This window comes from Brachyspira murdochii DSM 12563, from assembly GCF_000092845.1.
In the GTDB taxonomy this organism is placed as follows: Bacteria; Spirochaetota; Brachyspiria; order Brachyspirales; family Brachyspiraceae; genus Brachyspira; species Brachyspira murdochii.
In genome coordinates, this window is the sequence record NC_014150.1 from 253,593 (window position 1) to 267,944 (window position 14,352).

A 14,352-nucleotide genomic window follows, 5' to 3' on the forward strand; every position below is an offset into this window, starting at 1 on the left:
GAGTGTTTTTTTATATATATAATTTTTGTAATAGAAAAAATATGTTGATTAAATGAATAATTATTTGTATAATAAGAAAATAAAATATATGCTAGGATAAGTAAATTGAAATTTTTAAAGAAAATATGGGATAATTATAATAAAATAAATATAGAGCAATTTAAAAAATTTTATATTGTGTTTATGTCAGTTATATTTTTGGCAGTTACTATAGTGCTTTCTATTTTAGCAGCTGATATAGTTTTGCAGCCTGATGTTCAAGCGGTAGAATTATATAAACCTACAATACCTACAAAAATTTATGATATAAAAGGCGAGGTAATATCAGAGTTTTTCACAGAGCAAAGAGCATTAGTTGAATATAAAGACCTACCTCCGGAACTAATAGAAGCTATTATCTCTATGGAAGATAATAACTTTATGACGCATTTCGGTATAGATATTTTTGGTATATTCAGAGGTACTATAGGTAATATACTTACTGGAAAAAGAGCTAGAGGAGCAAGTACATTAACTCAGCAGGTAGCTAGAAACATAGTATTAAAATCAAGTGAAAGAACTATAATGAGAAAGTTAAAAGAAATTTGGGTAACTTTCCAAATAGAAAAAAGACTCACAAAAGAAGAAATAGTTACATTATATTTTAATCAAATATACTTCGGGCACTCTGTTTACGGAGTTCAGGCAGCTAGCAGATTTTATTTTAATAAAGATGTTAAAGATTTGGATTTAGCAGAATGTGCAATGCTCGCTACGCTTCCGCCAGCACCAAATGCCTACTCACCTATTAATAATCCTAATATATCAATAGCAAGACATAAAGTTGTATTAAACAGAATGGCTGATTTAAAGTTTATAACAAGAGAAGAAGCAGCGGAAGCCCATAAAGAGTTTTGGGAAACATATACTGGTAAAATAGGAAGAAGAGGTTCTACTGCATACAGTGCATCTATAGACAGAGCCCCATATGTTACAGAGTATGTAAGAAGACAATTAGTTGACAGATACGGAGAGAAAGCGTTAAAAGAAGACGGACTTAAAATATACACTACAATAGATATAGAAAAACAGGAAGAAGCTCAGAGATTATTAACTGAAGCACTTACAGAATATAACAATAAATATGAAGGCGGTTCTATGGATATTATCAATATATACAATAGAGAAACCATAGACAGAGTAAAAATGCTTTCTATATTATTTAATCTTCCAGAAAACAGTGCTTATAATAAATTTAATATCGCTGTAAGAGATACTTTAAATAAATATACTACTTTACCATTAGCATTAATATCTGATATATTCGGTATGGAAGAAGTTAATGATATAACTATGGAAGTAATGAAAGCTGATGAGGCAGAACTTTCAAGGCAAATTGAAGGTGCATTAGTTGCGATAGACCCTAGAAACGGATATATAGTTTCAATGGTTGGAGGCTCAGGATTTACTGCTAGAAATCAATTTAATCGTGCCACTCAAGCAAGAAGACAGGCTGGAAGTGCATTCAAACCTTTTGTATATGCGGCATCAATGGATATTAGTAATTATAGTCCTTCTACTATAGTAAGCGATGCTCCTATAGGTTTTGTTCCAGAAGAGGGAGAAGATGGAGAAGTTTGGATACCTAAAAACTATTCCGGAAACTTTAAAGGCGATGTTAGTTTAAGATATGCATTAGCAGCTTCATTAAATATCGCTACTGTTAATGTACTTAATTATGTAGGTATTACAAATGCTATTAATTATGTAGAGCCTATATTTAAAGCTGAACATAATTCTGATAAATCTAAAAGAATGTTTAATCCAGATTTAACTTTAGGACTTGGTACAGGGCTTTTCACTCCTTTAGAGCTTACAACAGGTTTTGCTGAGTTTGCAAATGAAGGTAAGGAAGTTAACCCTATACTTATAAGATATGTTACTGACAGATACGGCATTGTCATAGATAATTTTGAAGAAGAGCTTAAAAAAGAAGTAACATTAAGAGGAGGACCTAAACAGGTTATCAGCAAAGAAGCTGCATACTTAATAAGCGATATATTAATGGGTGTATTAAGAGGCGGTACTGCCACTAGTGCAATGTATGAAGCTGGATTTACTAGAAGAGGTGCTGGTAAAACAGGTACTTCTAATGACTGGAAAGATGCTTGGTTTGTAGGATATACTCCGGAACTTGCTACTGGAATATGGATTGGTTTTGATTCATTTAAATACTCTTTAGGAAATAATCAGGTTGGCGGAAGAGTTGCTGCTCCTATATGGGGTAAATATATGGTGGCTGCTTTAAAAGAAGTTAAGCCTACTTGGTATGACAGACCTGATGATATTGTAAGTATGCAGGTATGTGCTATTAGCGGTAAATTACCTGGTCCTTCATGCTATTCATTTCAGACTGATTTATTTATTACGAATAAAATACCAACTGAAACCTGCAATGTATGTTCGCATTATTTGGAAGATTCTAATGAGCTTGACAGCATAATTGATTCTTTCCTTAACTATTAAGCAGATATAAATAAACGGATAAAAATATGGTTGATATAAACTCTGATATATTAAGATATAAAAATATATTGGCTATACCATCTATACATTCTAGGGTATATTTTTCTATGGCAGTGAGAGAGGCTTTTTATAACTTTAAACCCGATATTGTAGCTATAGAACACCCTGCAAATTTTGCAGATTCTTTGCGTGAGGCTGTAAGTAGGCTTCCGTATATTAGCTTAATAATAAGAGAAATTGAAAATGAAGCCGTTTATATACCTATAGACCCTTGCGACTCTATAATAGAAGCAGTACGTCTTGCTATCGATGAAGAGATACCTTTTTTCCCTATAGATAAAGATATTACTTCTATAAATACTAATTCTCATTATCTTATGCCTGATGACTATATTATGAAAAACATAGGAATTGACAGATTCTACAGCGAAGTTAAATCAAAATATATATTTCACAAAGATGATACCGATGAAGAGAGAGAAATATATATGGCTAAAAATATACATGAACTCTCTAAAAAATATAATAAAATACTTCTTGTTATAGGAATGTCCCATTGGGAGAGTATAGTTTCAATACTAAAAAAGCTTGATAAATTAAATAGTAAAGAAAAAGAAGAAATAATAAATAAAAAATTTTATGAAGACTATGAAGAATATGAATATTCAGAACCAAAAATATATAATGTACATAAAGAATCTTTAAATAAAATGCTTGGAGAGTTTCCTTTTACAACTTATATGTATGAACTGTACAGAAACGGAGAATTAGAAAGCTTTGACAAAATAAACATAATAGAAACTATATTTAAAGAGGCTAAATTAAGATACAAACTTCCAATATCATTATTGCAGCAAAAAAACATGATGAAATATTTAAGAAACATATGTCTTTTAGATAACTATATCATACCAGACTATATAGATATGCTAACTGCTGCAAAATGTATGATAAACAATGACTATGCATTAGAAGTTATGGAAGGAATGGAATATTATCCTAATTATACAGAAGAAGATGAGAACTACCCTACCATAAAATTAAACAGAGATCCAAGCACTAATGGTATGGAAGGAATGCTCAAAGATAAAAAAATAAAGCTTCATAAATATGATAATGTATGGAGAACATCTTTTAAAAAAGTTCATGTAACAACGCGTCCTAGTGAAAAATACGAAGGCGAATGGGAAGATGTTTGGAATAAAAGAACTAATTTACTTTCGCATGTACCTGAAGATATACTAATGGAAAAGCATATGAATATACTAAGAGAAAAAATAAGAAATATGCTTACAGAAGATAAAGCAAAAATTGAACCTTTTACCGTGAGCATTAAAGATGGTATTGATATGCGTGAAACTATAAGAAACTACTATAAAAATGAAATATATGTTAAAGAGATTCCAAAGATGAAAGGCAATATCGGACATATGGTAGTGATTTTTGATGATGATCATGATGAGGATTATGATTGGAATATAGTTTGGTATAGTGAAGCACATGATGACAGCGACTTGATATTATACTCCACAGAACCGGGAAATACGCTTGTGGGACCTGGTATATCAAAATGCTACTTCGGTGGGTATGCCTCTCTAATGCCTCCGCAAGCTCCTCATGATGTATGGAGAATGTACTATGAACTTAAAAAAGAAAATATTGTAAGAAATTATGCTGACCTTTTACTTTATACTGCTATAATATATTCTGTTGATAAATATTTAGGCTATGTTGCTCCTAATCCTCCATCTGATATATTAAAAGAGTTTGCCAAAAAAAATGCTGTTGAGATAGTTTATGTACCTCTTGCTACATTTTCAAGCGAAACATTAAGAAAATTAAGGCATTTTCATGTGCTTGGAAACAAAAGACTTAGAAAGATTGCTGATGATTATATAATATAACTTTCTATTAAATTTTTATAGAAAACCTATTTTTTATATATTCTATATGTTCCAAAGAAGTGTAGTTAAGAAGTTCAAAAAATAATTTACTCGGAAAACTTGAATACTTAACATATCTATGAAAAGGACGAACTAATATATAATATTTTTCATCTAATAACTTTGAACGTCCTAATGCAAGCAAGAATACACCTGCATACTCACCTATTAATTTTTCACTGTAATCATAATCATCTTTAAAATCTCTCACTTTTATTAATGTTTCATCTAGATAATTAAATATTTCATTTTTATAACTTCCTATATTATAAACAATACAATCAGCTATTGAAGAAAGTAAAATAGTGTTTGTTTCATCTAATATTTTTTTATCCAAGTCAATATATATGTTCAATGTGTTTTTTATTACATCTCTATTTACAATATTTTTTATAGGTACGTATATTTCATACAATAATTTTAATGCATCTATATTGTTATTAATAATAGTATCAGTAATAGTTTTTTCATCTTTTTTAATCAATGCTTCTTCTATTATATACCATAAAGGTTTTGAACTAATTATTTTACATAGTATTTTATTTTTTATATAATCATCATCTATAAGTCTATTTACCGCTTCAATATTCAAAGGCATATTAATAGCTACTAGTTCATAACTTTCAAGCAGATTAGGTGCTTTATCAATTATTATTTTTAATACTCTTTTTTGTATATTATTTAATTCCATATTTATTAATTCATTTCTTTTTTCTTTATAAGGAAAAACTCTCACTACAGCTTCTATTAATATATCATCATAACTTTTTTCATTACTAACACTGCCCGCAATACATACATCACTTTTTGTTTTAATACCTTCAGTATTTAATAATGTTTCAATATCGCTGGAATAAGTCCATGCATGTTTTGCTATATTGGAAAAATTATCGTCCCATACCCAATCAACACCTGTACAATTATTTTCAGCTATGTACAATAGTAAATCAGAAATATCTTTATTAAATACTCCAGTATAAGCTAAACAAATTGCAGCAGAGCCTCTGACTAAAAGAGATTCACTCGTTTTCATAATATTATAAACTTCCTCAATATGATTATGAACTTCTAATTTTTTATAGCTGTCATCTGTCATATCAATATTTGGGTATTCTTTATAATAATTTTTATCAGAAATTTTATAATTATATTGTGCTGCTGTAAAACCTTGTACTAATAAAGTAGAAGCCTGACGAATATAAGCATTATTTTTATTTCCATTTTCTATTTTTAAGCATTCTTCATATGAAACATTCAAAACTTTAGGCAAAGACTTTGATATAAAACATAATAAACGCATAGCATTCAAAGAATTACTTTTATTATAATAATTAATTATCTCATCTTTATATTTTTTAACACTACTGTAATATTTTGTCTTATAAAAAAACGGTGTATTAATAAAATGATTTTCTCCCAATGCTATTCTTGATAGAAATATACATGCCAACTCTGAAGAATTATTATTAAACTTAAGTAAATCAGCCAAATAAGGAACTGCCATTTTTGAAGATTTATAAACACTTCCCTGATGAGTAGTTGCAGAATAAAGACCATAAACACCAAAATTAACATCATTATCATCATTGCTTGTAAGTGCCTCTATATAATAAGGAGTTAAATCTGCTTTGCCGTAAGCATCATAAACATTTCCCCATTTTTCATCATAAAGCCCATTAGGAACATATCTGTTTTTTCCTGTTAATGGAGGACGCTCCATTTTATCAGATTGAAATTCAGAATTATTATCATCTTCTACATAATAATTATCCCATTTTGGATATGATTCTATATTCATAATAATTTATATTCCTTACAGAATTTTATTGCCGCTTCAAATCCTTCATTGGCCAATTCTGATACAAAATTATTAAACTCATTCAAATTATCTTCATCTTCTAAAGCTAACTCATAAGATTTTTTTATATCTTCAAATACTTCATCATTTAATTTTTTAAAATCATCAATATTTTTCTTAGCAACTTCAAGTTTAATCTCTGCTCTATTTAAATATAATAACCAATACTTACTGTCTAATTCAATAGCTTTATCACAATCTTTAATAGATTCATCATATTTATTTAACTTATATAAAATTAAAGCCCTGTTTCCATAACCCTCTATATAATACTCATCTATCTCTAATAATTGATTATAAATATTCAAAGCCTGCTCATAATTTTCATTAATATCGTAATATAATGCCTTATTAAAATGTGCATTTATATTATTATTATCAAGTTCTATAGCTTTATCGTAATCTTTTATAATATCTTCTTCATCATAATTCAATTCAGCCTTTGCATTTCCCCTGTTATTATAAGCATTGCTGTACTTAGGATTTATTTCAATAGCTTTATCGTAATCATCTAATGCACTTTCAAAATCTTCTAAATTATCTTTTGCAAGTCCTCTATTATAATAGTACTGTGAATCCTCATTATTTAATTCTATTGCATAGGTAAAATCTTCAATAGCCTTTTCAAAATCTCCTAATGCAGAATAACATAAACCTCTATTATTATAAACATCATCAATACTATTATCAAGTTCTATACTTTTAGTGTAATCTTCAATGGCTTTATCATAATCACCCATATGATATTCAGTTACACCTTTATTATAATATATATCTGCATTATTATTATCCAATTTTAAAGCGGTATTAAAATCATCTAATGCCTCTTTATATTTACCTAAATTGCTTTTGGCAAGTCCTCTGTAATTATAAACTCCTTCATTATCTCCATTATAAAATATTAGTTTATCACAATATTCTATAGCGTTTTCATAATCCTCATTATCAAATGCTTCATATGCCAATTTTAATAAATCATCTACCATAAATTTATCCTTAATTTATACATACTAATATAATAAACGATCTCTTGCAGATTAAATAAATATACTAAAGATTTTTAAGTTTGTCAACCAAAAGCCATACTTTCATATTTATCCTGTTAAAGAATATACTTATTTCAAAAGTATTTGATAAAATTAAATATAAAAATTATTAACCATATTCATAATAATTTTATAGCTTAAATTATACCTGTGCCTACTTTACAATTATTTATTTACATGGTTTAATTATGTTAACAATATTAATTAATCGGAAATTTTATCATGGGAAAAACTTCATTAAAAAATATAATAAAAGTAAGTAAAGAATTAAATTCAAAATACTCTAAAAACATTGAAGAATTAGATATAGACAAAGAATTAGAAATATCAACTGACAGCAGAGATAGTTTTGACAGCACCAAATTATTTTTAGCAATAAAAGGAGATAAGTTTGACGGAAATAAATTCGCATTGGAAACATACAATAAAGGCTGCAGATATTTTATTTTAAGTGATCAAACTATAAATATGCCAGATAATGCCAAAGTTTTTTATACTGATGACACAATACTTTTTTTTATAAAACTTGCAAGAGAATATAGAAGAAGATTTAATATACCTATAATATCAGTAACAGGAAGCTGCGGAAAAACTACTACCAAAGAATTAACTCATCTTTTTTTATCTACAAAATATAAAGCATTAAAAACTGAAGGAAATTTTAATAATGAAATAGGAGTACCTAAAACAATGTTTAATTTAGATACTAGTTATGAAATAGCAGTTATTGAAGCTGGAATGAATCATAAAAATGAACTATTAAGAATATCTGAATGTATAGAGGCAAATACAGTTATAATAAATAATGTGGAGCCAGTGCATATTGCTCATCTTGGTTCTATAGAAAATATTGCTTATGCTAAAGCGGAACTTTTTAATCATACTAAAGAAAATGCTAATGCTGTAATAAATAAAAATACTAATTGTGCTGACATATTAAAAAAAGAGGCTAAAAGAAACAATATAAAAAATATAATAGAAGCTGATATAAAAGAGATAGTCAAAAAAGATGATAATAGTTTTGAATATAAAGGAATAATTTTCAATCATAATTTAGTTGGAGATTTTAATTTGTATAATGTACTTTCTGCATTAAAGGCAGCAGAGATTTATAATATAGACTTAAAAAAATGTGCTGATATTTTACTAAATTATCAGTCACAAAAAAACAGAATGCAGATAATTAATATAAAAGGCTGTAACATTATTAATGACTGCTATAATTCTAATCCTGCTGCATTAAAAAATATGCTTAAATATTTATCTCAAAGAAATGAATCAAAAAAAATTGCTGTGATAGGAGATATGCTTGAAACAGAAACTGAAAACTCATCTTATCATAAAGAAATAGGAAATAATATAAATGAATTAAAAAATATTGATACTGTTATAGCAGTTGGAGAGCATTCAAAAGATATTTATAATATTGTTAATTGTGAAAAATATTATTTTGAAAATGCTCAAAGTGCTATAGAAAAAGTAAAAGATTTTTTGAAAGATAATACGGCAATGCTTATAAAGGCTTCATTAGGTATGGGTTTTGCTGTGATAATAGATAGTATAAAAGAGAATAAGTAAAAATGAATAACTTAATTCAAAATAATTATGTAATAGGTTTTATTTTATTAGATGATAAAAACTTTAACGACTTCTCAAACCAATTAAAAAAAGATTGGAATATTGATATAAACATAGTATCTTATAATAATAAAAATACATTTACCATCGATAATATTAATTTTGAATATGAACTAGCCCATTTTAAAGTTCCTGACAAAGAAGCTGAAATATTAATAAATTATAATGATATAGATAATACAACAAAAGAAAAAATATTAAATCACAAGTCATTTGTATCTATTAATGCTAATTCAAAAAATATTAGTTTTAAAGATATTGCTTTAACTTTCAGCAAGATAATATATTCTATAATAAAACAAAATAATGTATCAGCTGTCTTAATAGGTGAGATTAATCTGCTTATTTCTAATAATACATATTTATCTGAAATGGAAGAATATATAAAAAATAATAAATACTTTCCTACTCGTTTATGGGTAAGAGTAGATATTTTCTCAGACAATAACGGCAACCATGCATTCACTGAAGGACTTAAAAATTTTGGTAAATATGAGATTATGGCTTATAAAACTGTAAGAGATGCTAAAAGTATAATCAATCTGCTTACAATTTTATCAAGAAGCATTATAGAAAATAATCTTAATCTTGAAGATGGAAACACTATGCAGACAGATGATAATTATATAGGTATGTTTAAATTCTTTGACAATAAATTCATAATGCTTGAGAAAAACTTCAAAGACATAAATAAAAATCAATAGACTATTTCTTTAAATATAAAAAACTAAAAAACAAGAAAATAAAAGACAAGAGAATTAATTTCTTAACTCTCCTGTCTTTTTAGATAGGTATAAACATGTATATAAATATTTGATAGTTTTAAATTATTATAATATCATTCATCTAAAGTAATCAAAACCTCTCTAGGCTTGCTGCCGTTTTCTGGTCCCACTATACCTTGACGCTCCATTATCTCTACTATTCTGGCGGCTCTATTATATCCTATTTTTAAACGTCTTTGTAAGAATGAAGCACTAGCCTTACCAGTTCTAGCAACTAATTGAACAGCATCCTCCCAAAGCTCTTCATCGAGTATATCCTCTTCATCAGAATTTTTATCATCAGCATCGCTTCCCTCTAAAGCAGCAATCAAGCTCTCATCAAACATAGGAGACATCTGTCCAGATAAATAATCAACAACTTTTTTAACTTCATTATCAGATACAAAAGCACCCTGTACCCTATCAGGCATTTGACTTCCAGAAGCACAGAATAAAGCGTCCCCTTTCCCTAGCAGCTGTTCAGCTCCGGACATATCAATTATAATTCTTGAGTTAGTTTTGTTAGGTACTTGGAATGCTATTCTAGTAGGAAGATTTGCTTTTATAACTCCAGTAACAACATCAGCAGAAGGTCTTTGTGTTGCTATTATTAAATGTATTCCAACTGCCCTACTCATTCCAGCCAAACGTGATATCAAATCCTCAACTTCTTTTGAAGCTACAACCATCAAATTATGAAGCTCATCTATAACAAGAACTATGTATGGAAATAATTCTAAAGGCTCTCCGTTAAATTCTGTTTCGCCTTCTTTTAATAATTGTCTAACCTTTTCATTATATGTCTTAACATTTCTTACGAAAAATCTCTCCATTCTCTCATATCTCTTTTCCATTATATCTACAATATATCTCAATACTATAGTGGCTTTCTTTTCATCAGATACTACAGGAGACATCAAATGCGGTATGCCGTTATATATAGAAAGTTCTACCCTCTTTTTATCTACAAATATAAACTTGAGTTCATCAGGTCTGAATTTATATAAAAGTGAAAGTATTATAGTAGAAAGACAAACACTTTTACCAGAACCAGTAGTTCCGGCAACTAGTAAGTGAGGAGCTTCCGACATATCAGATATAACATTATTTCCATATATTCCTTTTCCGAGTACAAAAGGTATATCAAGTTTAGACTTTCTGAAATCAGTACTTTCTAATACATCTCTCAAGAAAACTGCATTTCTTACTTTATTAGGTATCTCTATTCCTATAACAGAACGTCCCGGTATTGGGGCTATTATCCTTACACTTTCAGAAGCTAATGCCAATGCAATATTATCAGTAAGATTTGATATTTTTGACACTCTTATACCAGAAGCTATTTCAAGCTCATATCTTGTAATAACAGGACCTCTTGATACTCCAGTAACTTTTGCCTCTATATTAAAATCTAATAATGTATGCTCAAGCTGCATAGCAGTTTGTTTTATAGATTCCATCATAGCACTATCATTAACAGGTATGGATCTATTAAGCAAATCAAAAGGCGGGTGTTTATAATGCTTATCAACATACTTTGTATCAAAATTTGACTGTATGCGTTCGCTGTCCATATTCCTTATATTTTTAGTTCCAAGTATAACTTTTTTAGGCTTATTTAAAGTATCAACGTTTCTTTGAGATTCCATATTGATGAAACCAGCAGTTTCTTCTTTTTGGGCATTATTTATCTCTGTATTATTTTCAAAAATATTATCTGAATTTTCTTTATCAGCATAATCATTAAAGTCTTCAGTAATATCATTATTTTTTTCTTCTATTATTGTAATAGTCTCTGAAGTATTTTCTGATGAATTATTATCATTAATGTTTGGATTAAAATTATTTTTAGAAGAATCTAAATACGTATCATTTAAATAATTATTTTCTTCTTCATAATCATCAGTTTTATTTATAGTTCTAGTTTTTAATCTGATATCTTCTATGCTGTCAGAATTATTATCAGCATTATAAAGTTCTTCTTCGTCCAAATCAAACTCATCTATTCTTGTATCAATACTATTATTGTACGAATAATTGCTATAATTTGGTATATGGTCTGCTCTGTTATATGCTCTTTTTGAAGCGTAGCCCATAGCAAATTCAAATACCTCTTTTTTATTATTATTAGAATTTCTGCTTTGATATTTTTCTGCTTCAATATTATCTTTTTTATTGTTTATAGTTTCTATTATATTATCTATATCTGCATTATATTCTAACTCTTTAATCTCTTTAATTTTTTTACTTTCTTTATTTTCTTCAACTAATCTCTGAAGTTTTTCAAAACTATCCTCTTCTTCTGTATTAAAATCATTCTCATAATAATTATAAATAAAATCATCATTAAAATGTTCTGTTTCTTTAGCTTTTATATACTGTTCTGATACATTATACTTTGCATAATTATTAACAGAATCATCATAAGCAGCCCTTTTAAAATCAGACTTTCTTAAATAATTTATATTATAGTCAAGTCCCTCAAATATTTCATTATCTTCAATATTATTTTTATTATTTTCTATTTCATCATTTTTTTTTTTATTTATTATATCATTATAATACTCTCTGTAAAAATTATCCTCCCTCTCCATACTGCTTTCATATACATTATTATGACCTCTATTAGCTCTGTCTCTTCCAAATACAGCCTCAGCCAAAGTTAATCCCAAATCTTCTTCTCTGCTCTCCATAGTATTTACATTTATTCCGCCGAATCTATGATTTTTTAGCTCTGATACAATACTGTCTATTTCTTTGCTTTCTTTAGATGATCTATTAAAGAAATTATCATTGAAATTATGAGAAACATTATTTTTACGTAAAAATTTCTCTCTATAGCTTTTTTCATCAAAATCATTAACTTTTTCTATAAAAGGTACAGTTTTTAATTCTAATTCTGAAATCTCTTTAGTATAAAATAAAGGAAGATAGTCTTTTGTATATGATTTATTATCACTTGAATTATTTTCACTAGTTTGATTATTAATAATGCTGTCATCATGATGCATATTTTTCATTTCAAAATCTTTTATTCCATCAACAACTTTTTTCTCTATAACTTTCACATTTTTAAACATCTCTATTAAATAATTAACCAAATCTATTATAGAAACTTTGGCAAATATTATAGCTGTTATTAAAAATGCAGACAATACTATCATAACAGCACCAGTCTTTCCAAATAATGATACCAAAGAGCCTCCTATAAACTCTCCCATCATACCGCCTTTGTTATAAAAATCCAAATTTCCTAAAAATATATTTAATAATATGCTTAGCAAAATCATTAAAATTGATGATGATAAAGCAGAAACTAATATTTTATCAGTAGAATTTTTTAATATAATATTAACCCCAGCATACATAAAAAATGCCGGTATTATATATGAAGAAAAACCAAAAGCCAAAAATGAATAAGCAGATATATAAGCTCCAAATATTCCAAGCAAGTTTTTAATCTCTTTTCCAGAGTTCAAATCTTCCATATTCATACTAAAATATGATAGAAGAAGTATGCCGGAAAATAAAATACATAAAAATCCTGCTATATCAAAGAATATATTTCTATTTTCATAATTATCATCAAAATTATCTGATGTATATTTTTTATTTGCATTTCTTATTTCAGCTCTTTTTTGTATTGCTAATTTTCTTTTAAATAATCCAAACATAATAAAACTCCAATACTATAAACCCATAAAATAAACTAAAACGGCAATTCCAACTATCATACAGTAAAAACCGAAGTAGAAAAGTTTGCCTTTCTTTAAAAATGCCATTAAAAATTTTAATGCTATAATACCAAAAATGAATGCTGTGATAAATCCAACCAAAGCATAAGTTATATTAAAATCTGCTAAATCCTTTATTGATAAAAGCAAAGCCCCAAATATTGCAGGAAGTGATATCAAAAAAGAAAATCTGCCAGCCCAATCTCTATTTAATCCTATAAATAACGCTATACTTATAGTCATGCCAGACCTTGAAATACCGGGAAAAACTGCAATTGCCTGAGCTAATCCTATTATAAAGGCATTATAATAACTCATACTAAATACATCTTTCGTATCATTAATATAAGTGTTTTTATCAAACTTTCTAGTTAGAAGCAATATAGAACCTGTTATAACAAGATTAAGACCTATTCTTTGTATTTCTAAATTACTTAAATATTCTTCTAAAAGAGGTCCTACTGCGGCAACAGGTATAGACGCTATTATCACCATTAATGATGTTCTAAAACCTTCATTATTTCTGCTAGAATTTTTAGCATCTTTTAATCCTAAAAAAAATCCGCTTATGGCTTTAATAATATCTTTATGAAATATTATACATGTGGCTAAAAAAGTACCGAAATGCAGAGCTACCTCAAATGATAATATGTTTTCTGCATGAAAATTAAGAAAATATTCTGCTATTCTTAAATGCCCGGAACTAGATACTGGTAAAAATTCAGTTATAGCTTGTATAAAACCTAATATTACAGCTTTAATCATTAAACTACCCCATTTGTTTACATAATACTGGAATAATTTTCGGATAGTTAAAAAAAAACAATATAAAAAAATTATGTAAACTGATTTATTATAAGCAAA

8 protein-coding genes are annotated in these 14,352 nt (G+C 27.7%); 4 read left to right on the forward strand and 4 right to left on the reverse strand.

The window, feature by feature from the left end:
* Positions 1-105 precede the first annotated feature (105 nt).
* Together BMUR_RS00965 and BMUR_RS00970 are read left to right on the forward strand one after the other, a co-directional pair.
* Entirely contained in the window at positions 106-2,505 is a 2,400-nt protein-coding gene (locus tag BMUR_RS00965; protein ID WP_013112725.1) for a penicillin-binding protein 1A, read from the forward strand.
* 26 nt (positions 2,506-2,531) lie between these two features.
* Positions 2,532-4,409: a conjugal transfer protein TraB gene (locus BMUR_RS00970; RefSeq protein WP_013112726.1), complete on the forward strand. Its 1,878-nt coding sequence runs from the start codon at positions 2,532-2,534 to the stop codon at positions 4,407-4,409.
* Positions 4,410-4,416: 7 nt separating this feature from the next.
* Here BMUR_RS00970 and BMUR_RS00975 read toward each other — a convergent pair whose 3' ends face one another.
* Entirely contained in the window at positions 4,417-6,246 is a 1,830-nt protein-coding gene (locus BMUR_RS00975) for a hypothetical protein (protein ID WP_013112727.1), read from the reverse strand.
* Positions 6,243-7,292: a tetratricopeptide repeat protein gene (locus BMUR_RS00980; RefSeq protein ID WP_013112728.1), complete on the reverse strand. Its 1,050-nt coding sequence runs from the start codon at positions 7,290-7,292 to the stop codon at positions 6,243-6,245. The genes BMUR_RS00975 and BMUR_RS00980 overlap by 4 nt, the downstream gene beginning before the upstream one ends.
* Positions 7,293-7,574: 282 nt before the next feature.
* Between BMUR_RS00980 and BMUR_RS00985 the strand changes: the two genes are divergently transcribed.
* Together BMUR_RS00985 and BMUR_RS00990 are read left to right on the forward strand one after the other, a co-directional pair.
* On the forward strand, positions 7,575-8,930 hold the full coding sequence (locus BMUR_RS00985) for a UDP-N-acetylmuramoyl-tripeptide--D-alanyl-D-alanine ligase (protein ID WP_013112729.1): 1,356 nt from the start codon (positions 7,575-7,577) through the stop codon (positions 8,928-8,930).
* A gap of 2 nt (positions 8,931-8,932) precedes the next feature.
* Positions 8,933-9,694, forward strand: a complete 762-nt coding sequence (locus BMUR_RS00990) for a DUF4261 domain-containing protein (protein ID WP_013112730.1) — start codon at positions 8,933-8,935, stop codon at positions 9,692-9,694.
* Positions 9,695-9,828: 134 nt separating this feature from the next.
* Here BMUR_RS00990 and BMUR_RS00995 read toward each other — a convergent pair whose 3' ends face one another.
* Together BMUR_RS00995 and BMUR_RS01000 are read right to left on the reverse strand one after the other, a co-directional pair.
* Positions 9,829-13,428 carry an FtsK/SpoIIIE family DNA translocase gene (locus BMUR_RS00995; protein WP_013112731.1) on the reverse strand — a complete coding sequence of 1,200 codons (3,600 nt, stop codon included), beginning with the start codon at positions 13,426-13,428 and terminating at the stop codon, positions 9,829-9,831.
* 15 nt (positions 13,429-13,443) lie between these two features.
* Positions 13,444-14,253, reverse strand: a complete 810-nt coding sequence (locus tag BMUR_RS01000) for an undecaprenyl-diphosphate phosphatase (RefSeq protein WP_013112732.1) — start codon at positions 14,251-14,253, stop codon at positions 13,444-13,446.
* Between the last annotated feature and the right edge of the window lie 99 nt (positions 14,254-14,352).